Raw genomic sequence first — 21,234 nt, forward strand, 5'->3', positions numbered from 1 at the left:
TCGCGAACGGCGGGAGAAGGGGACGGCCTTACAGGCGGCCGACCGAGTCGACGTCGATGCTCTCGACGCCCTCGACGTCGCGGAACGCCTCCTCGACGGCCTCGGTGCCGCCGGCGTCGTCGGGGACGACGACCGTCGGGAGCAGCGCGGTGAGGCCGAACGCGACGTCCTCGCGCTGGAACCCGCGGATCTCGGCGCCCTCGGGCAGCGCGTCCTCGAGCCGGTCCTCGAGCTCGTCGAGGTCGAGCTCGGGGCTCTCCGGCATCACCTTGATCTTGGCGGCGACGTCGCCCATGTTACGGCCCCCTGAACCCGCAGTCCGGGCACTCGTAGAGGTTGCTCTGCTTGCGACACTTCGCACACCGGAAGATGACGGTGCCACAGTCGGGACATTTGAACCGGGCGGCGTTGGTCCCCGTGACGGAGATCCCACAGGAGACACAGGAGCGCTCCTGTCTCGTTTCTGCTTCGCTCATGTCCCGAAAGGCGGGCGCGCGACGTTTAACCGTTACCTTCCCCGCCCGAGGGAGTGGAACCGCTCGGCGCGGGGGTGTACCGTCGGCGCCCCGGCCCGCTGGCCCCCGACGGGAGCGGGGCCGAAACGTTTTGTCCGTACCGGTGAACAGCGTGAGTATGGATACATCGGGGCTGGCGCTCGTCGAGGACGAGCGCAGCAACGCGCTGCTCTCGTGGGCGATCCTCCTGTTCCTCTTCGCGGCCGCAGCCGTCGAACTGGCCACGGGCGTGATCGTCTGGGCGGGGTTCGTGCTCTGTGTGGTCGCCCTCGGCGCGATGCCGGCGGTGCTGCACCGCGATCGGGAGGCGATGCTGCCGTGGGAGCTGCTCGCGCTGGCGGCGCTACCGATGGCCGGTCGGGTGTTCGTCGCCGGGCGGACCGTGGGGCAGATCACGCTCACCGGGCGGGTGATGACGTTCGTCGCCGTTGCCGCGGTGGCGCTGATCGTCGCCGTGCTGCTCGATCGGTTCACGCCGGTCCGGATGAACGACGCGTTCGCGACGGTGTTCGTCGTCGTCACCACCACCGCCGCGGCGGGCATCTGGGCGGTCGCACAGTGGCTCTCGGACATCTACCTCCGCACCGAGTTCCTGGATCGTCCCCACGCCGAGGAGGCGCTGATGTGGGATTTCACCGCCGCCACGCTGGCCGGCGTGCTCTCGGCACTGCTGTTCACCTTCTACTTCCGCCGGCGAGCGAACGGGCGGAACGGACCGCGTACGTCGAGCAGGGGTGAGCGACTGTGAAGCTCCGCGACCGACTCGGGCTGACCAAGCGTCACCAGCGGATCGCCGCCCAGGCGATGCAGTACGGCCTGTTCGGCATGATCGCCGTCGGCTTCTACGAGGGGAGCGTCGGCGTGATGGTCAACGCCGGCGTCGGCTTCGTGATCACGTACGTGCCGGCGCTGCTGGAGCGTGACTACGACATCCAGCTCGACCCGGCGCTTGTGCTCTGGATCACGCTCGCGGTGTTCCTCCACGGGTTCGGCACGGTCGGCCTCCCCGGCGCCGAGGCCCACCCGTACAGCTCGATCTGGTGGTGGGACCACATGACGCATATGTTCTCGGCCAGCCTGGTCGCCGGCGCGGGGTACGTCACCGTCCGCGCGCTCGACGAACACACCGACGCCGTCCGGTTCCCGCCGCGGTTCACCGTCGTGTTCATCCTGCTGTTCACCATGTCGTTCGGCGTGTTCTGGGAGGTGATCGAGTTCGCCATCGCGCTGGCTGCCGAGGCGACGGGCGCGCCGCGGGTGCTCACCCAGTACGGGCTGGAGGACACGATGAAGGACCTGCTGTTCGACACGCTGGGCGGCATCGTCGTCGGGCTCTGGGGGACGGCGTACCTCACCGGCCTCACCGAGTCGCTGACCGAACGGCTCGGCGCGAGCAGGGAGACGGAGTAGCGGCCGGGGCGACCGAAGAGTTTTCTCGCCGACCGCGGTACGAGAGTACATGGTCGACACGGCGCTTCTCTGGATCGGGGCGGTCCTCGCCGTCGGTATCGGCGCCGCCGCCGTCGCCGTCCGGCGCGACGCGGCGGGTGAACGCTCGCCCACCCCGTTCGTCGCCGTCGCGGCCGCGGTGGGCTACGCCGCCGAACTCGCCGGGGCGAACGGCTACCTCGGGTCGCTGCCGGCGAACCTACTTTCGGCCGCCGGCTTCCTGACGGCGGGCGCACTGCTCGGGAGGAACCTACTGCGGCGCTGGCGAGCGTGGGGCGAGGGGCGCGCCGACGCGTCGCTGTAGCGGGTCGAAAACGGAGAGAGAAACCGCGTTACGCTTCGGCGAACTGCTCGTCGTACTCGCCGGCGTCGATGCGCTCCTTGAACGTCCGGGCGTCCTCGCCCTCGATGGTGACGCCCAGCGAGACACACGTGCCCGCGACCTCCTTGGCCGCGTTCTTGGTGTCGTAGGCGAGCAGGTCCGAGGACTTCTGCTCGGCGATCTTTCGGAGCTGATCGGCGGTCAGGTTCGCGACGAAATCCTCCTGGGGCTCGCCGGAGCCGGTGTCGAAGCCGGCCTCGTCCTTGACGAGCTCCGCCGTCGGCGGGACACCGACCTCGATCGAGAACGAGCCGTCGTCCTCGTAGTCGATGGTGACGGGGACCTCCATCCCGTCGAACGCGTCGGTCTCCTCGTTGATCTCCTGCACGACCGCCTGCACGTCGACGGGTGTCGGACCCAGCTCGGGGCCGAGCGGCGGGCCAGGGTCGGCCTCGCCGCCCGCGACGAGCACTTCGATGGTTCCAGCCATACCCGAAAGGTGCCCGGCGCCCCGTAAAACGGTTTCTTTCCTGCCTCGGCCCGGAGCGACAGCGGTTTGCCCCTCGCCGCCGCAGCACAGCGGGATGGCCGCCCGCGCCCGGACGATCGCGCTCGTCGCCGGTGGAGGGTTCGCCGGCGCGAACGCGCGCTGGCTGCTCGCCGTCGCCCTCCCGGCACTGGGCGGCACGCTCGCGGCGAACGTCCTCGGCGCGTTCGCGCTCGGCGCCGTCGTCGCCACCGTCGCCGCGGGCCGCCTGACGCCCGCTACCCGCGCCGCGCTCGCGACGGGGTTTCTCTCGTCGTTCACCACGTACTCGACGTTCGCCGTCGAGTCCGCTCTCGCGGGCAGCCCCGCGCTCGTCGTCGGGAACGTGCTCGCGAACTACGCGCTGGGCTTTGCGGCCGCCGGGGTCGGACTGGCGGCCGGTCGCCGCCTCGTCGGGGGTGAGAACGCGTGATCGCATCCGCGCCGATTCTCGTCGGTCTCGGCGGCGCCGTCGGCGCCGTCCTCCGATACGCGGCGGGTGAACTGCTCGCCGACGCCGACGCACCGTTCCCGGCGTCGACGCTCGCGGTCAACACGCTGGGGACGTTCGCGCTCGGCCTGCTCACGTTCGCCGGGGCGGGCGACGAGGCGCTGCTCCTGCTCGGCACCGGAACCTGCGGCGCGTTCACGACGTTCTCCTCCTTTTCGGTGGAGACGGTGCGGGCGTGGGAGGGGGGAGACCGGGCGGTCGCGGCCGGCTACGCGGGCGGAACGTTGGTGCTCGCGGGCGTCGCACTCGGGATCGCGTGGCTGCTCGTCGGCTGAGCCGACCGTTCTTCCGCGTGCTGTCGGACGGATGGAGCGAGCCGACCCGCCCGTGACGTCCGAACTAGCCGGGTGAGTCCGTATACGGTACATTCAACCGTGTCGAACAGACAACCGTGAGGAAAGGCTACTGCACTTCACGCGACGACCGATCGGACAGCTTCCACCGTCCGGGTTCCGACGGAGTGCACTAACGTTCAGTCGATCACCGCAGTCGATCGATGGGACACGACGGACCGTAGTCAACGGATGCTACACGACGGCGAACGCACGTCCACGACTCGACAGTCGCATCGCGCAGCCGAGGGAAGGACCGACCGACGAGAACGGCAGCCGCCGGGGGTGTGGGATGGCTGACGGCGACGAGCAGGGTGGACTGACCGAGGGGCTCCAGACGGAGCTGTTCCACCCCGAGTCCGAGCGCGAACCGGGTGACACGAACATCCAGAAGTGGGGGTTCGACGTCCATCCGGTCGTCTTCCCGGTCGCCCTCCTGATCATCGCGCTGTTCGTCGGCGCCACGCTGGTCCTCGGCGACCAGGCGGCGACGGTGTACATGGCGGTCCGGAAGTTCTTCGAGAACACGTTCGACTGGTTCTTCCTGCTCTCGGTGAACGTGTTCATCGGGGCGCTGCTCTTCTTCGCGTTCAGCAAGTACGGGCAGATCCGGATCGGCGGCGTCGAGGCCGAGAAGGAGTTCAGCGACTTCGCCTGGATGGCGATGCTGTTCAGCGCCGGCATGGGCATCGGGCTGATGTTCTTCAGCGTCTCCGAACCCCTGAACTACTTCTCGGCCACCCCCGGGTTCTACGGCACCCAGTCGGGGACCGGGGAGGCCGGCGTCGCCGCGATGACACAGACGTTCTTCCACTGGGGGTTCCACCCGTGGGCGGTCTACGGGCTGGTCGGCCTCGGGCTGGCGTTCTTCTCGTTCAACCGGGGCCTCCCCCTGACCTTCCGGTCGATATTCTGGCCGCTGCTCGGCGAACGCATCTACGGCTGGCCCGGCCACCTCATCGACCTCGTGACGGTGTTCGCGACGCTGTTCGGCCTCGCGACATCGCTGGGCCTCGGCGTCAAACAGATCAACACCGGACTGGCGTACATCCTCGGTGACGTACTGGGCGTCGCGAGCGTCCCGACGGGCACGGGCCCACAGATATTCCTCATCGTCGCCATCACCGCCATCGCGACGGCCTCCGTCGCCGCCGGCCTGGAGGGCGGCGTCAAACGCCTGAGCACGCTGAACGTCTACCTGATGCTCGCGCTGCTCGGGTTCGTGCTCCTCGTCGGGCCGACCGTCTACATCCTCGGCGCCTGGGTGCAGGGGCTCGGGTCGTACCTCGGATCCCTCCCGCGACTCGCGTTCTTCACGGGCGCGCTCGGGGGCGGCCAGTCGACGGTCAACACCTGGACGGTGTTCTACTGGGCGTGGTGGATCGCGTGGTCGCCGTTCGTCGGGACGTTCATCGCGCGCATCTCGAAGGGACGGACCATCCGGGAGTTCGTCGTCGGCGTGCTCGTCATCCCGTCCGTGTTCTCCACGCTGTGGCTGGCGACCTTCGGCGGGAGCGCGCTGTTCAACTCCCTGCAGGGCAACGGCGCGGTGCTCGCGGCCTACGACCAGGCCGGCCAGACCGTCGCGATGTTCGCCCTGCTCGAGCAGTTCCCGTTCGGCGCTATCTCCGGGCTGTTCGCCGTCCTGCTCGTGGTCACGTTCTTCGTCACGTCCTCTGACTCGGGGTCGCTTGTCGTCGACCACCTGACCTCGGGGGGCAAACGCGACGTGCCGAAGATCCAGCGCATCTTCTGGGCGTCCGCCGAGGGCGGCGTCGCCGCCCTGCTGCTGTACGGCGGCGGCCTCAACGCGTTGCAGACGGCCGCCATCGCGACCGGCTTCCCGTTCGCCATCGTCCTCGTCGTGATGTGTTACACGCTCTACCTCGGCCTCGACAAGGAGTACGAACTCCTGCAGTCGGAGGAGTTCGTCAACCGCGTACAGGAGATCACCGACGAGGACGTCACCGAGTCGGAGGTCGACGTGGACACCTCCCGGTCGGAGGTCGTGACCGACATCCAGCGGAGTTCGTCGGACGGGGACGACTGAAGGATTCGTGAACGCCCCCACCCTCGACGAACGACCCTGTCAGGGGTGAGCGAAGGCGGTGAGGTCGCCGACCGAGACTCAGATCGCCACCGAAAACGGCGCGTGCTCGCCGGCCCGCTCGGCCATCCCGGCACACAGCGCCGCCACGGCGTCCAGATCCGCGAGATCCACTACCTCCACCGGCGTGTGCATGTAGCGGTTCGGGATCCCGACGTTCAGCGACGGCACACCGCTTTTCTGCGTGAACACGCCGTCGGCGTCGGTCCCCGTCCGGCTCCCTGCAGCCTGCAGTTGGTGGTCGACGCCGTCGGCGTCCCCCGACTCACGGGCCAACTCCACGAGGGTCGGGTGGTTCGCGCTCCCCCGCCCCACGACTGGCCCCTCGCCGAGTTCGACCGGGCCGCGCGCGCTGCCGGCCACGTCGGGGTTGTCGGTCGCGTGGGTCACGTCGACCGCGACGTACGCGTCCGGATCGACGTCGAAGCCGATCATGCGGGCGCCCTTCAGGCCGACCTCCTCCTGCACCGTCGAGACGGCGTAGACGGTCGCGTCGGCGCCGGCGTTCGCCGCCCGGCGCAGCGTCTCGGCGGCGACCCACGTCCCGGCGCGGTTGTCCACGCCGCGGGCCGCGATCCGGCCGTTCGCCAGCTCCTGGATCCCCGAGGAGAACGTCACCGGGTCGCCGACGGAGACCAGCTCCTCGGCGTCCTCCTCGCCCGCCACGCCGACGTCGACGAACTGCTCGCTGATGTCCTCGTACTCCTCGTCGCCCTGGCGCAGGTGGATCGCGGTCTGGCCGATCACGCCCTGCACGGGCCCGTGGTCGGCGTGAACCGTGACGTGTTGCCCCTTCGAGACCGTGCGGTCCGAGCCGCCGACGCGGGCGATTCGGAGGAACCCGTCGTCGACGATGTCCCGGACGATGAAGCCGATCTCGTCGGCATGGCCGCCGACCGCGAACTCGGTGTCGACCGTCGGGTCGCCCTCGTGGACCGCGACCGCGTTGCCGTACGCGTCGGTCTCGACGCGGTCAGCGAACTCGGAAACGTAGTCGACCCAGACCCGCTGGCCGCGCGTCTCGAACCCTGAGGGGCTCGGGGTGGTGAGCAGTTCGTCGAGGAACGCCCGCTGGCTGTCGTCCATGCGCTGGCTCTCGAAGTCGAGGCCAATGAGTCCGACGGTAGCCGCCGGGTTCCGGTCGCTCCGCGGACCAGACGGCGGGAACGTGTCGGATCGAATCGGAATTTTCGCTAACGATTAAGTCCTACCGGCCGAGAGTGGGTAGTATGCGCCCCGATCGACAGTCCCTCCAGTCGGCCACGGGTACGGCCGTCTCGACGTTCGCGTTCCTCCTGAGCCGGTTCGCGGCGACCGCGAGTTCGGCGTACAGCCTGCTCCGCCGCCTCACACACCAGCTTCGCAGCCGCTGGAAACGCGGGAGCCGACGGGCAAGCGAACTGCTCTCGGGTCCGGGCAAGCGGTTCGTGACCGGACCGCTTCGGGAGCTCCTGCTCGGCCGGCGAACGCACCGATCGCTCGTCGCCCTGCTGTCGGCGCCGGTGCTCGCACTCGCCGTCGCGTGGTGGGTCGGCTCGACGGTCGGCTACGAGAGCCTCGTCGCGTGGGTCCGCGGGACGTGGTTCGGAACCGACCCCTCGCTTGCGGTGTTCGCCGCCCTCGGCGCGTTGCTCCTGCTCGCGGCCGCCAGCGCGGCGGTCAACTCCGGACTGCTCCCGACGACGCTGCTCGTGAGCGCCCCGATATTCGGCGCCGCCGTCACCCGATACGGCACGACCGTCACCTACACCTGGGGTGCCGAGGTCGTCTCGCTCCCGAACGCGGTCGGGACGGCGACGCTCCTCGCGCTCGCGTTCGGGATCCCGATCGCCGTGGCCGGCTTCCTGCTCGGAAGCGTCCTCCGCCGGTCGGCGACGACGCTCCGGAGCCGGGACACTGCCGAGAGCGCGTAGGCGGCGACCGAGCGCGACCGCCCGCCCCCACAACGGCTTTGCCCACGCCACCACAACGACCACGTATGTCCGACAAACAGTTCACGTTCTTCGAGTTCCACTTCCACGACGGCTTCCAGCTCGGCCCGCGCAGCCTGGGTGACGCGACAGAACTGGACGAGGCGACCGACGACTCGCAGACGACGGACACGTCGACGGCCGAGACGATCGAGGAGTCGAGCGACGACTCCGGTCCGGGCGTGCTCGGTCCGCTGCTCGGGCTCGGCGCCCTCGCCGGCCTCGCCTACGCCGTCCGGAAGCTGCTCGACGGGGTCGAGCCGGAGGGGTTCGACGCGCTGGACGACATCGATGGGGAGGTCGAGGACGGCACGGACGACGTCGAGGAGGAGTTCGGGGGCAGCACGGACGACGTCGAGGAGGAGTTCGGGGGCAGCACGGACGACGTCGAGGAGGAGTTCGGGGGCAGCACGGACGACCCCGAGGAGGACTCCGTCCCGATCGAGATCACCAGTCCCGAGGAGGAGACGGACGGCGGCCTCGCCGCCCTTCTCGCCGGCGCTGCCGTGCTGCTGCTCCTGTTCGCGCTGGCCGTGAAGAAGCTGCTGAGCGGGAGCGAGGAGATCGTCGTCGAGGACTGAGCGAGGGTTTTTGCCCGCCGCCCGCCGAGGGACGGGTATGGATCTCTTCCGCAGCGTCGACGCCGTGGTTTCGGCCTCCGGCGACGGCGTCGTCGACTGGGCGGCCGTCTCCGAGGCCGCCAAATCCGGGACCGACCCGGGCTCGCTCGACGTTTCGGCGGCCGACCGCGAGGGGTACGCGACCGACGTCCGCGACGCCCGCGACCGGATCCGCGAGGTCGGCGGCGTCGCGTTCGACGTGCCCGAGACGATCTCGCTCCAGAACCGCCACCACTGGATCGACGCCAACGTCGACACGTTCCGCCGCCTGATCGAACCGATGGCCGAGGAGTTCGACCAGCCGCTGTTCCCCGGCGCCTCCCGCGTGGTCAACACCGGTTCGATGTCGTTCTCGCTTGCCTTCCTCGCGCGGAACGTGCTCGGGCAGTACGACCCGCTCCTGCTCGCCGAAGCAGAGGGCGGTCCGACCCACGAACTCTACTTCGTCCACCCGAACATCGAGCGCACCGCCGAGGAGCTGAACGTCGACTTCCCGCGGTTCCGGCGCTGGATCGCGTTCCACGAGGTGACCCACGCCGCGGAGTTCGGTACCGCCGAGTGGCTGCCGGAGTACCTCGAATCGCGGATGCGCGAAACGGTCACGGAGCTCTCCGCCGGCGGGGTGGACCGCGAGGCGTTCGCCGAACTCGACGCCGCGATGACGGCGGTCGAGGGGTACGCGGAGCTGCTGATGGATCGCGCGTTCGACGAGGAGTACGACGATCTGCGCCGGAAGATCGACGCCCGACGCGGCGGCGGCGGACCCGTGGATCAGCTGATCCGCCGCCTGCTCGGGCTCGGGCTCAAACGCCGCCAGTACGAGCGCGGCGCCGACTTTTTCAACGCCGTCGCCGACGCGGAGGGGTTGGAGACGGCCGCGAGAGTGTGGGACGGCCCCGAGAACCTCCCGACCGACGAGGAGCTCGACGACCCGGAGCTCTGGCTCGCCCGGACCGCGTAGCTACCACTCGCGGTCGGTCGTGTCGGGCATGACCTTCCGGAGGTTCCGGACGACAAACCACGTGATCACGGCGCCGACGACCAGCCCCGCGACGCCGGCCAGCAGCGCGAACCGCGGGCCGGAGCCGGCCTGGATCGACACGAGCACGCCGGAGAGCCCGATGATCAGCACGAACCCGACCTGCAGCGCCAGCGAGCCGTAGTCCCGGTCACCCGCCACCGCGAACCCTCCGTTTCATAACCCCAGAGAGGCGGGTCGGCGGCTTGAACGCGGCGGTTGTCGATCCGTCACGGTGACTGTCAACCGCGGCGGTCGTCGATCCTCCGCGGTGACGGCCAACCGCGGCGGCTCCACCCCACAAGACATCTATACCGCGCACCCGCCCCGACAGTATGAGCGAACACGCCGCCGTCGAAGCGGTCGACGACCCCGTCACCGTCGATCGAATCGCCGCCGGCCTCCGCGAACTCGGGGTCGAGTCGGACGACACCCTCCTCGTCCACAGCGCGCTCTCGGAACTCGGCTGGGTCGCCGGCGGGCCACAGGCCGTCGTCGACGCGCTCCAGCGCGTGCTGACGGAGGACGGCACACTCGTCATGCCGACGCACTCGACGCAGTACAGCGATCCGTCGGTCTGGACGAACCCCGCAGTTCCGGACGATTGGGTCGATCAGATCCGCGACTCGATGCCGCCGTTCCGGCCCGCGGTGACGCCGACCCGGGGGATGGGCGCGGTCGCGGAGTGTTTCCGGGACGACCCCGACGCCGTGCGGAGCCGGCACCCACTCTACTCCTTCGCGGCGTGGGGCAGCGACGCCGAGGCGATCGTCGCGGACCACAGCTTCGAGAACGCGATGGGCGAGAACTCACCGCTCGCGGAGGTGTACGAGCGCGACGGCTCGGTGCTCATGCTCGGGATCGACCACGAAACGAACACCTCGCTCCACCTCGCGGAGTACCGCAGCGGCGTCGACCTCGGGGAGGTCACCGAGACCGCACCCGTTCTCAGCGACGACGAGCGAACGATGGTCGAGTGGACCGACATCGAACACGACAGCGACGACTTCCCCGAGGTCGGCGCGGCGTTCGAGCGCGAGCATCCGGACGCGGTGGTCGCGGGCGACGTCGGGGCGGCGACGGCGAAACTGGTCGATCAGCCGGCGCTGGTGGATTTCGGCGCCGAGTGGCTCGCTACCAACCGCTGAGTCGGCAGACGGCTCAACGAACCCTGATCACCGGTTCCGGTCGATCCACGCACAGAAGGCGTCGAAATCTTCGGCACCGCACTGGTCGGCGATGTTCCGGAGTGTATCTCCACCCACCTCGTGACCGACCGGGACGGAGACGAGCCGTCCCTCGGTGCTGTGTCCTTCTGGCGGGTCCCAGCACAGCCGAACGTGGCTCCCCTCGCGTCCGACCAGGCTGTAGTTGTGGTCGGTGAGGACTTTGACGATGTCGCGGCTGGGGAAATTCCTCCGGACCACCGTTACCGCATGAAATCAGGGAGCTCGGTGTCGCTATCCCGGGCTTCCTTGACCTCGTCCGGGTCGATTCCGAGATCTTCCAGCACCTCCTTTTCCTCCTCCCAGGAGTCGATGGACTGGCCTGCTTCACCAGTGTGGAGGGCTACCGCTTCGTCGAGCATCGCCAACGCCTCCTCACGCGTGTCGCCGACGGAAGCGACCCCCAGATCTTCGTCGACGGCCGACCAGTTCTCGGCGTCCTCGTTCCACGACAGCGAGATGTTACGGGACGCTGGGTCGTCGGTCGCCGAGCCGTCGTTCGGCGTGTCGGTGCTCACGCTCACACATCGGTCCCACTGGGCCAAAAGGATTCGGGAGGATGTTCAGACCCGGAGAATCACCCGTCCGAGGCTCGGAACGAGGGTCGTCGAAACGCTGGCTGGCGATTCCCTGTAACGTCGGGGGTCTGCAGCGTGGGCCCACGAGTCAGTTCGCCGCCGAGTGGATGAGCGACCATCGCTGAGGCTCCGCACCGACACCGTTTACCTCCGGGACCCACTCCTACCCACAATGCGAATCCGGGGACCGATCGTCGACGTGGGCGAGCCACGGACTGCGGGCGGTGCCGACCTCGTCGAGCTCACGATCCGGCCCGAGCGCGGCGCCGCCGACGCGACGACGGTGACGCTGTGGAACAAGTGGGCCGAGACCGCCGACTACGCCGAGGAGGGGATGGAGCTGCTCGTCACCGACGCCGAGGCCGAGGAGTTCCGCGGCGAGACCACCTACGAGACCACGCCCGACTCGTGGGTCGTTCTCGAACCCGAGTTCCTCGTCGACGTGACCGCCGTGCGCTCGTGGGTGCAGTGCCCGCGGATGTACTACCTGAACAAGCTCTCCGGCGTTCCCCTCAAATACCCCGTCGTGAAGGGGACCGTCGTCCACGAGGTGTTCGGCGACCTGCTCCGGGGACGGGACCTGGAGGAGTCGATCGACCACCGCGTCGCGGAGGCCGGCCTCGAACTCGGTGCGCTCGGCTACGACCGCGAGGAGGTCGAGAACGAGGTGCGCCGGAACGCCGCCGCCGTCGAGGGGTGGCTCCAGCAGGGCACCCTCACCGAGGAGGACACCTGGCGCTCGGAGTATACGCTCATTTCACCCACGTTCGGGCTGAAGGGCCGCGCCGACGCGCTCCGGCGGGGGATGCCCGTCGAACTCAAGACGGGGAAGAACACCAAACGCGAGCCGCGGTTCCAGGACAAGATGCAGGCGGCCTGCTACGCGCTGATGCTCGAGGAGCAGGGCGTCGAGGCCGACACCGGCACGCTGCTCTACACGAAGAACACCGCGCTCGAACGCAGCGAGGCGACCGGCGACCTCGCGCCCGCGAAGGAGTTCTCGGTCGGCCCGGGGCTGCTGAAGTTCGTCGTCCGCACGCGAAACGAGCTCGCGGCGATGGAGTTCGACACCTCGATCCCCACGGGGTTCGAGGCCGACGCGACCTGCCAGTACTGCTTCGAGCAGGACACCTGCATGGTCGTCTCGGGCCGACTCGATCAGGAGTCGAAGGCCGGCCAGATCGGCCAACCGCTGCCGTCCGAGGAGCGCGCGTACTTCGAGGGGTTCTACCAGGCCATCGAGGCCGAACGCCGCGAGGTCCACGCCGAGTACCGCAAGCTCTGGGAGCAGGACGCCGAGGAACGCGCCGACGACGACCGCGCGCTGCTGAACCTCGAACCGCTCGGCCGCGAGGAACTCCCCGGCGGGCGCTGGCGCCTGCGCGCGGAGAAACCCGACGACGCCGTCTCGAAACTCCGCGAGGGTGACGTGGCGCTCGCGAGCGACGGCGACCCCGTCTCGGGCCACGCCGAACTCTGCCGGATCCAGAGCCTCGGCAGCGGGAAGGCCGGCGCCGAGATCGTCGTCGAGGCCGACGAGCCCGTCGACGTCCGGCGACTGGACGTGTACCCCTCCGAGCTCTCGGTCGACCGGATGCTGACCGCGCTCCACGACGGCGTGCTGAAGGGCGACCCCGACCGGAAGGACGCCCTGTTCGGTCGACGGGAGCCGGAGTTCTCGGGCGAAGAGCGGGAGTACATCGACAACAACGACGCCCAGAACGACGCCGTCAACCTCGCGACCCGCGCCGAGGACTTCGCGCTGGTCCACGGCCCGCCCGGGACGGGGAAGACGTACACCATCGCACGGACGGTGAAGGCGCTGATCGAGGACGGCGAGCGCGTGCTGCTCTCGGCCTTTACCAACCGCGCGGTCGACAACGCGCTCGAAGCGGTGCTCGACGCCGGCGTCGACGGGAGCGAGATCGTCCGCGTCGGCACCGAGTCCGGCATCCGCGAGGACATGAGCGAGCTCCACCTCGAGGAGACCGGCGATCCGGGCGACCGCATCTCGGAACTGAAGGAAGCCTCGCTCGTCGCGGCGACGACGGCCTCCTGTGGCTCCCGAGTGATGCGCGAGGAGGCGTTCGACGTGGCGCTGGTCGACGAGGCGTCCCAGCTCACCGAGCCAGCGACGCTCGCGGCGATCAACCTCGCCGAGCGGTTCGTGCTCGTCGGCGATCACGAACAGCTCCCGCCCGTCGTGCAGGCCGAAGGCGGGGAGAAGTGGACCGAGGGGTTCGGCAGCCCCGCGGCAGCGGACGGCGGGACCGCGGCGGCGGAGAACGCAGCCGGAGACGACCGCACGCCGCGGCTCGACCTCTCGACCTCGCTGTTCGAGCGCCTGCACGACCTCGCGCCCGAGGCGTCGGTGCTGCTGGACCGCCAGTACCGGATGGCCCAGCGCATCCAGGCGTTCCCCTCCCGGGAGTTCTACGACGGCGCGCTCCGGCCCGCGAACGGCGAGGTGGCGGCCCAGCGGATCGGTGATCTCCCCGGGATCGATACGGGGGCGCTCCCCGAGACCCTGCGCGATCCGGTCGCCTTCGTCGACCCCGAGGGGGAGCGCGAGGGGAACACCAACCCCGCGGAGGCCGATCGCGTCGCCGAGATCGTCGAGCAGTTCGTCGCGGCGGGCGTCGACGAGGACGACATCGGCGTGATCGCGCCGTTCCGGGCTCAGGTCGCGGAGATCTCCCGGCGCGTCGACACCACCGTCGACACGGTCGACCGGTTCCAGGGGTCGAGCGAGGAGGTCATCATCGTCTCCTTCGTCGCCACGGGCGAGCTCTCGGGGCCGATCTACGACGACCCGCGACGGATGAACGTCGCGCTCACGCGGGCGAAGAAGTCGCTCGTCCTGGTCGGCGACCCGGGCGCGCTCGCGTCGGACCCGTTCTACGAACGAATGCTCGACTGGGCACACAGATAGACTAAACGCATCAATCGGCGAACGTAAACGAACCATTCCGGGGTCGTTCCACCGGGATTTCGCGGGTCAGCGTTGGTCTGGCCCACAAGCCTTTTGTCCGGGTTCCCCGTCACTCCCGATCAACGATGAGGGGAGCGCACGCATGAAGCTGGCAATGATCGGCTTCGGCCAGGCCGGCGGGAAGATCGTCGACAAGTTCGTCGGCTACGACGCCGAACAGGGCTCGGACATCGTCCGGGCCGCTGTCGCGGTCAACACCGCCAAGGCCGACCTGATGGGGCTGGAGAACATCCCGGAGAGCCAACGCGTGCTCATCGGGCAGTCCCGGGTGAAGGGCCACGGCGTCGGCGCCGACAACGAGCTCGGCGCGGAGATCGCCGAGGAGGACATGGACGAGGTGCAGGGCGCCATCGACTCCATCCCGGTCCACGAGGTCGACGCGTTCCTCGTGATCGCCGGGCTCGGCGGCGGCACCGGGAGCGGCGGCGCACCCGTGATCGCCAAACACCTCAAACGGATCTACACCGAACCCGTCTACGGGATGGGGATCCTGCCGGGCTCCGACGAGGGGGGGATCTACACCCTCAACGCGGCGCGATCCTTCCAGACGTTCGTCCGCGAGGTGGACAACCTCCTCGTGTTCGACAACGACGCCTGGCGCAAAACCGGCGAGTCCGTCCAGGGCGGCTACGACCAGATCAACGAGGAGATCGTCAAGCGGTTCGGCATCCTGTTCGGCGCCGGCGAGGTCGAGCAGGGTGGCGAGGTCGCCGAGAGCGTCGTCGACTCCTCGGAGATCATCAACACGCTCTCCGGCGGCGGCGTCTCCACCGTCGGCTACGCCCGCGAGGAGGTCGAGAACGCCGGCGGCGGCGGTGGCGGCGGCGGCCTCCTCTCGCGGCTCACCGGCGGCGAGGAGGACGAGGAGCTCGACACTGCCCACACCACCAACCGCATCACCAGCCTCGTCCGGAAGGCCGCGCTCGGCCGGCTCACCCTTCCCTGCGAGATCGAGGGCACCGAGCGCGCGCTGCTGGTGATGGCCGGCCCGCCGAAGTACCTCAACCGCAAAGGGATCGAGCGCGGCCGGAAGTGGCTCGAGGAGCAGACGGGCTCGATGGAGGTCCGCGGCGGCGACTACCCGGTCCCCGGCGCGAACTTCGTCGCCAGCGTGATCCTGCTGTCGGGCGTGAACAACGTCCCGCGGATCAAGGAGCTCCAGCAGGTCGCCATCGAGGCCCAGGAGAACATCGAGGATATCGAGGAGGAGAGCGAGGAGAACCTCGACGAGCTCGTCAACGACGACGACGACGAACTCGAGTCGCTGTTCTGAGCAGCCCCGCCCCTCGTGCACGCCGTCGTCCCCTTCTCCGCCGACCGCCCGAAGACCCGTCTCGCCGACGTGCTCACGCCCGCGGAGCGCCGCGAGTTCTCGGCGGCGATGCTGCGTGACGTGCTCGACGCGCTCGCGGCGGTCCCCCAGGAGCTGGACGTGACCGTGCTCGCGACTGGTGAGGTCGACGTCGACGTGCCGGTCGAAACCGACGAGCGGTCGCTGACGCCCGCGGTGAACGACCGCCTCGACACGGCGCCGACCGCGGTGGTGATGGCCGACCTCGCGCTCGCGACGCCGGCCGCGCTCGCGGACCTGCTGGACTCGACGGCGGATCTCGCCATCGCCGCCGGCCTCGGCGGCGGCACCAACGCCTTCCTCGCCCGCGACACGGCGTTCCGCGTCGACTACCACGGCGCCTCCTACCGTGACCACCTCGCGATCGCCCGCGAGGAAGGGCTCTCGGTTCGGGAGGTCGACTCCCGGCTGGTCGCGGTCGATATCGACGAACCCGAGGACCTCGCGGAGCTACTGCTCCACGGCGGCGGCGCCGCGCGGGACTGGCTGGTCGACGCGGGGTTCGAGTTGGCTATCGACGGTGGCCGGGTCGACGTGGTTCGGGAGTAAGCGGGGGAGCGGGCTCGCCGCCTCGGGGGGTCGCTGCCCGGTTCCCACGAACTGGGTTCCGGACCCAACCTAAAAGGTCGTTAGCGTGCCAGTTCGACGCATGGAGGTCTCACGCCGGACGCTCGCACGGGCGCTCGTCGTCGTGTTCGTGGTCAATCTGGTCGTGATGTCGGCCGGGGCCTTCTTCGCGTACCAACAGTCCCCCGACCGACCCGGGCAGTTCGTCGGGCCCGACGGCGACCCCGTCGTCACCGAGGAGGGGATCACCGAGGGGAAAGCCGCCTTCCAGCGGAACGGGTTCATGAACCAGGGGTCGATCCTGGGTAACGGCGCGTACTTCGACGCGGACTACACGGCCGACGCGCTCGACCGCATGACCGAACACATGCGGGCGTACGTCGCCCGGGAGCGGTACGACACCGCCTACGCCGAGCTCGACAACGCCCAACGCGCCGTCGTCGACGACGCCGTCGAGCGACAGATCGAGGACGGCGGGTTCGGGGAGACGGTCGAACTGACCGCCGCCGAGGCGTACGCGTTCGAACAGGTCCGGGCGGACTACGTCGAGCGGTACCACGAGGGGTCGCGCGAGCACGGGATCCCGGCGAACTTCGTCGAGTCCGAGGACGATGCCGAGCGCTTCGCCGACTTCGCGCTCTGGACCGCCTGGTTCGCCTCCGTCGACCGCCCGGGCGGGGAGATCTCCTACACGAACGAGTGGCCGTACAACCCCGCCGCCGGCAACACCGCGCCGGCGTCGTCGATGATCTGGAGCGTCGTCGCCATGATCGTGCTCGTCGCCGGCGCCGGGATCGGGATCTGGCTCTACCGCGCGCTCGAACTGCCGGAGCCCGAGTCCGGCGGCATCGACGTGCCGCCGCCCGAGGAGATCACCATGTACCCCAGCCAGTTCGCCGCCGCGCGGTTCATCCCGGTCGCGGCGCTCCTCTTTCTCGCGCAGGTGCTGCTGGGCGGGCTGATGGCCCACTACTACATCGAGCGCGGCGGGTTCTACGGCATCGCCGACGCGCTCGGCGTGAACCTGCTGTACCTGATCCCGTTCTCGATCACGAAGGCGTGGCATATCGACCTCGCGGTGCTGTGGATCACGACGCTGTGGATCGGGATCGGGCTGTTCCTCCCGGCGCTGTTCACCGGCCAGGAGCCCGACGGACAGAAGACGCTGATCAACGTGCTGCTGGGCGCGCTGTTCGTCGTTGTCGTCGGCGGGTTCGCGGGCATCTGGCTCGGCTCCCACGGCTACATCGACGGCGAGCTCTGGTGGATCCTGGGCAACGAGGGGCTGGAGTACCTCGAGATCGGGCGGCTCTGGCAGGTCGGCCTCCTGCTCGGGTTCGCGCTCTGGACGGGCATCGTCTGGCGGGGGTTCCGGCCGCTACTCGAACGGGAGTCCCGGTACGGGCTGGCCCACCTCATCCTCTACGCCGGCGGCTCCATCGGCCTGCTGTTCACGGCGAGCATGCTGTACACGCCGACGACGTCGATGGTGATGACGGAGTTCTGGCGCTGGTGGGTCGTCCACATGTGGGTCGAGGGCGTGTTCGAGTTCTTCATCGTCGCCGTCATCGGGCTGGCGCTGGTGTCGATGAACCTCCTCTCGCGGGCCAGCGCAGAGAAGGCGGTGATGGTCGAGGCGCTGCTGGTGATGGGCTCGGGCATCATCGGCGTCTCCCATCACTACTGGTGGATCGGACTGCCGGAGTACTGGGTCCCGATCGGCAGCGTGTTCTCCACGCTGGAGTTCATCCCGCTGGTGTTCATCCTCTTCGAGGCGACCAACGAGTACCGCACCTACGCCACCGCCGGCGAGGAGTTCCCCCACAAGCTCCCCTTCATGTTCATCGTCGCCTCGGGCGTGTGGAACTTCGTCGGCGCCGGGGTGCTGGGCTTCTTCATCAACCTCCCGCTAGTCAACTACTACGAGCACGGCACGTTCCTCACCGTCGCCCACGCCCACGCGGCGATGCTCGGCGCCTTTGGCTTCCTCGCGCTGGGGATGGCGACGTACATGCTCCGGTTCACGACCGAACCCGGGGAGTGGGACCCGACGAACCTGAAGCGGGCGTTCTGGCTGTGGAACGTCGGCCTCGCGTGGATGGTGCTGATCGGGGACATCCCGGTCGGGTTCCTCCAGCTGGAGACGGTGTTCACCCAGGGGTACGACGCCGGCCGGTCGCTGGCGTTCTACAACCAGGAGATCGTGCAGGCGCTGTTCTGGGCGCGGCTGCCGGGCGACCTCCTGCTCGTCGCCGGGACGGGAGTGTTCTGCTACGACGTGCTGAAAAAGCGGTTCGTCAAGCGCGAGCAGGTCGCAGACGTCGCCGGCGGCACGCCGATCTCGCGGCGGATCTTCGGCGCGGACGACGGGGACGAGGAGCTCCCGGACGACTGAGCCACCGGGTTCACGGAGTCCGCGAGACGTGCCGGCGGCGGGCGGACTGTTCGGCTACGCGAGGTTCTTCGCGTCCGATTCACAGGCTGGCGAGCAGTACGGTCCCTCCGTCGCGTTCGCGTCGGGGTAGGCGCGGAACGTCGTGTCACACGCCACGCAGTCGTACGTCTCGAAGCTTGACATACGGGGATGGGTTGGCCGCTGAAACGCAAAAACGTAGTGGCGAGAGGGGGTCGGGAACCCCCGTGGCTCCCTACCGGAAAGCTTCATACCCGTCGCCCCGCCACCTCGATCCGTGATCCCGGCCGCCGACGAGTACGGCATCGACCTCTCGATCCCCGAGACGGAGATCGACCGCCTGCTCGGCGTCACGCCCGACGACGTGGCGGCGGCCGACGCGCTCACCTTCTCGCGGAACGTGTTCATCCCGCTCACGACGGCCTGCCGCTACACCTGCACCTACTGCACCTACTACGACGTGCCGGGGGAGGCCGAACTCATGTCGCCCGCGGAGATCCGCGAGGAGTGCCGGATCGGCGCCGACGCGGGCTGTACGGAGGCGCTGTTCACGTTCGGCGACGACCCCGACGACCGCTACACCGCGATCCACGAGCAGCTCGCGGAGTGGGGCCACGACTCGATCCACGAGTACCTCCGCGAGGCCTGCGAGATCGCACTGGAGGAGGGGCTGCTCCCCCACGCCAACCCCGGCGACCAGACCCGCGAGCAGATGGCCGAAGTCGCGGACGTGAACGCCTCGATGGGTGTGATGCTGGAGACGACCGCCGACGTGCAGGCCCACTCGGGCGGCCGGCGCAAGACGCCCGGCCAGCGTCTCAACACGATCCGCAACGCCGGCGAACTCGGCGTCCCGTTCACGACGGGCATCCTCGTCGGCATTGACGAGGGGTGGCGCGACCGCGCGGCGAGCCTGCTCGCGATCCGCGAGCTCCACGAGCGGTACGACCACGTCCAGGAGGTGATCGTCCAGAACGTCGTCCCGAACGAGCGGTCCGACTTCGAGAAACCGAGCCTCGAGACGATGCGCCGCGCGGTCGCGATGGCCCGCGTCGCGCTGCCGGAGGAGATCTCCGTGCAGGTGCCGCCGAACCTTTCGCCCGCCCGGGAGCTACTGGACTGCGGCGTCGACGACCTCGGCGGCGTCTCGCCGATCACGGACGACTACATCAACCCCGACTACGAGTGGCCCGCGCTGCGCGAACTGCGTGAGATCGCCGACGCGGCGGGCGTGCCGCTGTACGAGCGCCTGCCGACGTACGACCGCTACCTCCCGGCCGACCTGCGCCGGGAGGGGTTCGACAGCCGAGTCGCCGACCCGCCAGCGAACGGCGACGAGTGGCTCCCGGAGCCGATCCGCGAACGTATCGCCGACGACGACGCCCACGGCGAACGGTTCCGGGCGGTCGCGCGGCGTGACGGACCGCTGTCGGTGCCGGAGTAGCTACCCCTCGCCTTCGGACTGGTAGGGTTCGCCAACCGCGTGCTGGGGGAGGGTTCTCATCACCTCGCTCGCCAGATCCGCCGCGGAGTCGAAGCGGTCCTCACCCGAGTCGGCGATCACGTCCGCCAACTGCTCGGTGCCGTCGGCGAGCAGCAGCGTCACGCCCTCGCAGGCGTCGACGGCCGCCGCGCGGTCGGTCGGGTAGTCGAGTTCGGCCAGCGCCGCGTCGAGCTCGTTGAGCTTGATCTCCCGGTCCATACCGGCGCTTGGGGCGCCACGCGCATAGTTGTGCACCGCGTACTCGGCGCACGTCAAGCTGTTCCGCCGTCACCGACCGCGAGACGAACGGAGCAGGGTCGTTCCGGGGCCAGTAGCTCTTTGCGGCGGGCGGTGTTGATGCCGTCCATGCAGCCACACCTACCGCTCCAGTTCGGCCTCACGGGCGAACTGTTCGGCTACTCGCTGTCGATGCTGGCGGGGAAGGCCGTCGCGTTCGTCGCCGGCCTGCTCGTGACGCTGTTGATCGGGCGGGTCGTTCTGATCCCGCTGCTGCTGCGCGTGCTGAAGGCGCGCGGGTTCACCGAGGCGCTGCGCGGACTGACCAAGAGCGTCGCCAACGTGCTGGTGCTGTTCGCGGCCGTCGCCGTCGCGTTCATGGCCGCCGGCTTCCCCAGCTTCCTCACCGCCGCGGCGACGCTGTCGGGCGCGCTCGCGCTCGCGATCGGCTTCGCCGCACAGGATCTCGTCGGCAACTTCGTCGCCGGCGTGTTCATCATCAAGGACAAACCGTTCGAGGTGGGCGACTGGATCGAGTGGAACGACATGTCCGGCCGCGTCGAGGAGATCGACCTCCGCGTCTCGACGGTGCGGACGTTCGACAACGAGCGCATCACCGTCCCCAACGGCGACCTCGCGAACAACGCGATCACGAACCCCGTCGCCTACGAGCGGCTTCGCCAGAAGTTCGTGTTCGGCATCGGCTACGACGACGACATCGACCTCGCTCGCGAGGCGATAATCGAGGAGATCAGTTCCGTCGACGGCGTGCTGACGGAGCCGGCACCGGACACCCGCGTCACCGAACTCGGCGACTCCGCGGTCGGCATTCAGGCGCGGTTCTGGATCGACGACCCCGACCGCGGCGACTACGTCGCGGTCCGCAGTTCCGCGGTCCAGGCCGTGAAGGAACGATTCGACGACGAAGGGATCGACATGCCGTACGTCCACCGCCAGCTGGTGGGCGAGGTCGACGTGACCGAACACGCCGCGGAGGAGGCGGCGGACTGATCGGCG

The 21,234-nt window shown here is 69.2% G+C and carries 25 protein-coding genes; 16 read left to right on the forward strand and 9 right to left on the reverse strand.

What is annotated here, in order from left to right; genetic code table 11:
* Positions 1-28 precede the first annotated feature (28 nt).
* Positions 29-295 (reverse strand): elongation factor 1-beta, encoded by a 267-nt coding sequence (locus tag B4589_RS07510; RefSeq protein ID WP_079233681.1) that lies wholly within the window; start codon positions 293-295, stop codon positions 29-31.
* Position 296: 1 nt separating this feature from the next.
* Positions 297-476 carry an HVO_2753 family zinc finger protein gene (locus B4589_RS07515; RefSeq protein ID WP_079233682.1) on the reverse strand — a complete coding sequence of 60 codons (180 nt, stop codon included), beginning with the start codon at positions 474-476 and terminating at the stop codon, positions 297-299.
* 157 nt (positions 477-633) lie between these two features.
* On the opposite strand from B4589_RS07515, the gene B4589_RS07520 reads away from it, so the two are divergent.
* Genes B4589_RS07520 through B4589_RS07530 form a run of 3 tightly spaced genes read left to right on the forward strand, consistent with a single transcriptional unit; the run spans position 634 to position 2,268 of the window.
* Positions 634-1,263 carry a hypothetical protein gene (locus B4589_RS07520; protein WP_079233683.1) on the forward strand — a complete coding sequence of 210 codons (630 nt, stop codon included), beginning with the start codon at positions 634-636 and terminating at the stop codon, positions 1,261-1,263.
* Entirely contained in the window at positions 1,260-1,925 is a 666-nt protein-coding gene (locus B4589_RS07525; RefSeq protein WP_079233684.1) for a DUF2238 domain-containing protein, read from the forward strand. Before B4589_RS07520 ends, B4589_RS07525 begins: the two co-directional genes overlap by 4 nt.
* 49 nt (positions 1,926-1,974) lie before the next feature.
* A complete protein-coding gene (locus B4589_RS07530; protein WP_079233685.1) occupies positions 1,975-2,268 on the forward strand; it encodes a hypothetical protein in 294 nt (97 codons plus the stop codon).
* Positions 2,269-2,296: 28 nt separating this feature from the next.
* Here B4589_RS07530 and B4589_RS07535 read toward each other — a convergent pair whose 3' ends face one another.
* Positions 2,297-2,776 carry a 50S ribosomal protein L11 gene (locus tag B4589_RS07535; RefSeq protein ID WP_079233686.1) on the reverse strand — a complete coding sequence of 160 codons (480 nt, stop codon included), beginning with the start codon at positions 2,774-2,776 and terminating at the stop codon, positions 2,297-2,299.
* A 94-nt stretch (positions 2,777-2,870) separates the two neighbouring features.
* On the opposite strand from B4589_RS07535, the gene B4589_RS07540 reads away from it, so the two are divergent.
* From B4589_RS07540 to B4589_RS07550, 3 genes are all read left to right on the forward strand, one after another.
* Positions 2,871-3,245: a CrcB family protein gene (locus tag B4589_RS07540; RefSeq protein WP_079233687.1), complete on the forward strand. Its 375-nt coding sequence runs from the start codon at positions 2,871-2,873 to the stop codon at positions 3,243-3,245.
* Positions 3,242-3,598, forward strand: a complete 357-nt coding sequence (locus B4589_RS07545) for a CrcB family protein (RefSeq protein WP_079233688.1) — start codon at positions 3,242-3,244, stop codon at positions 3,596-3,598. The genes B4589_RS07540 and B4589_RS07545 overlap by 4 nt, the downstream gene beginning before the upstream one ends.
* A 349-nt stretch (positions 3,599-3,947) precedes the next feature.
* On the forward strand, positions 3,948-5,705 hold the full coding sequence (locus B4589_RS07550; protein ID WP_079233689.1) for a BCCT family transporter: 1,758 nt from the start codon (positions 3,948-3,950) through the stop codon (positions 5,703-5,705).
* 78 nt (positions 5,706-5,783) lie between these two features.
* On the opposite strand, the gene B4589_RS07555 is transcribed toward B4589_RS07550, so the two are convergent.
* A complete protein-coding gene (locus B4589_RS07555; protein WP_079233690.1) occupies positions 5,784-6,848 on the reverse strand; it encodes a M20/M25/M40 family metallo-hydrolase in 1,065 nt (354 codons plus the stop codon).
* 143 nt (positions 6,849-6,991) lie between these two features.
* On the opposite strand from B4589_RS07555, the gene B4589_RS07560 reads away from it, so the two are divergent.
* From B4589_RS07560 to B4589_RS07570, 3 genes are all read left to right on the forward strand, one after another.
* The gene (locus B4589_RS07560) at positions 6,992-7,675 is read left to right on the forward strand and encodes a hypothetical protein (protein WP_079233691.1); all 684 of its coding nucleotides are present in this window, start codon (positions 6,992-6,994) and stop codon (positions 7,673-7,675) included.
* 65 nt (positions 7,676-7,740) lie between these two features.
* The gene (locus B4589_RS07565) at positions 7,741-8,313 is read left to right on the forward strand and encodes a hypothetical protein (protein ID WP_176330505.1); all 573 of its coding nucleotides are present in this window, start codon (positions 7,741-7,743) and stop codon (positions 8,311-8,313) included.
* A 37-nt stretch (positions 8,314-8,350) separates the two neighbouring features.
* On the forward strand, positions 8,351-9,313 hold the full coding sequence (locus B4589_RS07570) for a zinc-dependent metalloprotease (protein WP_079233693.1): 963 nt from the start codon (positions 8,351-8,353) through the stop codon (positions 9,311-9,313).
* On the opposite strand, the gene B4589_RS07575 is transcribed toward B4589_RS07570, so the two are convergent.
* On the reverse strand, positions 9,314-9,532 hold the full coding sequence (locus B4589_RS07575; RefSeq protein WP_079233694.1) for a hypothetical protein: 219 nt from the start codon (positions 9,530-9,532) through the stop codon (positions 9,314-9,316).
* 173 nt (positions 9,533-9,705) lie between these two features.
* On the opposite strand from B4589_RS07575, the gene B4589_RS07580 reads away from it, so the two are divergent.
* Positions 9,706-10,518 carry an aminoglycoside N(3)-acetyltransferase gene (locus B4589_RS07580; RefSeq protein ID WP_079233695.1) on the forward strand — a complete coding sequence of 271 codons (813 nt, stop codon included), beginning with the start codon at positions 9,706-9,708 and terminating at the stop codon, positions 10,516-10,518.
* Between the two features lie 27 nt (positions 10,519-10,545).
* On the opposite strand, the gene B4589_RS07585 is transcribed toward B4589_RS07580, so the two are convergent.
* Both B4589_RS07585 and B4589_RS07590 read right to left on the reverse strand, forming a co-directional pair.
* Positions 10,546-10,797, reverse strand: a complete 252-nt coding sequence (locus tag B4589_RS07585; protein ID WP_079233696.1) for a type II toxin-antitoxin system HicA family toxin — start codon at positions 10,795-10,797, stop codon at positions 10,546-10,548.
* A gap of 2 nt (positions 10,798-10,799) precedes the next feature.
* Entirely contained in the window at positions 10,800-11,114 is a 315-nt protein-coding gene (locus B4589_RS07590) for a type II toxin-antitoxin system HicB family antitoxin (RefSeq protein ID WP_079233697.1), read from the reverse strand.
* Positions 11,115-11,346: 232 nt separating this feature from the next.
* Here B4589_RS07590 and B4589_RS07595 point away from each other — a divergent pair, with 232 nt between their 5' ends.
* From B4589_RS07595 to B4589_RS07610, 4 genes are all read left to right on the forward strand, one after another.
* Entirely contained in the window at positions 11,347-14,106 is a 2,760-nt protein-coding gene (locus B4589_RS07595; RefSeq protein WP_079233698.1) for an AAA domain-containing protein, read from the forward strand.
* Positions 14,107-14,248: 142 nt separating this feature from the next.
* Positions 14,249-15,439: a tubulin/FtsZ family protein gene (locus B4589_RS07600; RefSeq protein WP_176330506.1), complete on the forward strand. Its 1,191-nt coding sequence runs from the start codon at positions 14,249-14,251 to the stop codon at positions 15,437-15,439.
* A 15-nt stretch (positions 15,440-15,454) separates the two neighbouring features.
* On the forward strand, positions 15,455-16,066 hold the full coding sequence (gene cofC, locus B4589_RS07605; RefSeq protein ID WP_079233700.1) for a 2-phospho-L-lactate guanylyltransferase: 612 nt from the start codon (positions 15,455-15,457) through the stop codon (positions 16,064-16,066).
* A gap of 100 nt (positions 16,067-16,166) precedes the next feature.
* Positions 16,167-18,479 (forward strand): nitric-oxide reductase large subunit, encoded by a 2,313-nt coding sequence (locus B4589_RS07610; RefSeq protein WP_079233701.1) that lies wholly within the window; start codon positions 16,167-16,169, stop codon positions 18,477-18,479.
* Between the two features lie 54 nt (positions 18,480-18,533).
* On the opposite strand, the gene B4589_RS18145 is transcribed toward B4589_RS07610, so the two are convergent.
* Positions 18,534-18,662 (reverse strand): hypothetical protein, encoded by a 129-nt coding sequence (locus tag B4589_RS18145; protein WP_255246054.1) that lies wholly within the window; start codon positions 18,660-18,662, stop codon positions 18,534-18,536.
* Positions 18,663-18,774: 112 nt separating this feature from the next.
* Between B4589_RS18145 and cofG the strand changes: the two genes are divergently transcribed.
* Positions 18,775-19,941: a 7,8-didemethyl-8-hydroxy-5-deazariboflavin synthase subunit CofG gene (gene cofG / locus B4589_RS07615; protein ID WP_143414289.1), complete on the forward strand. Its 1,167-nt coding sequence runs from the start codon at positions 18,775-18,777 to the stop codon at positions 19,939-19,941.
* Here the strand turns inward: cofG and B4589_RS07620 are convergent, their stop codons facing one another.
* A complete protein-coding gene (locus B4589_RS07620; protein ID WP_176330507.1) occupies positions 19,942-20,199 on the reverse strand; it encodes a hypothetical protein in 258 nt (85 codons plus the stop codon). It lies immediately after the preceding gene.
* A gap of 147 nt (positions 20,200-20,346) precedes the next feature.
* Between B4589_RS07620 and B4589_RS07625 the strand changes: the two genes are divergently transcribed.
* Entirely contained in the window at positions 20,347-21,228 is an 882-nt protein-coding gene (locus B4589_RS07625; protein ID WP_079233703.1) for a mechanosensitive ion channel family protein, read from the forward strand.
* Positions 21,229-21,234 lie beyond the last annotated feature (6 nt).

Source organism: Halolamina sp. CBA1230 (assembly GCF_002025255.2).
Classification (GTDB): domain Archaea; phylum Halobacteriota; class Halobacteria; order Halobacteriales; family Haloferacaceae; genus Halolamina.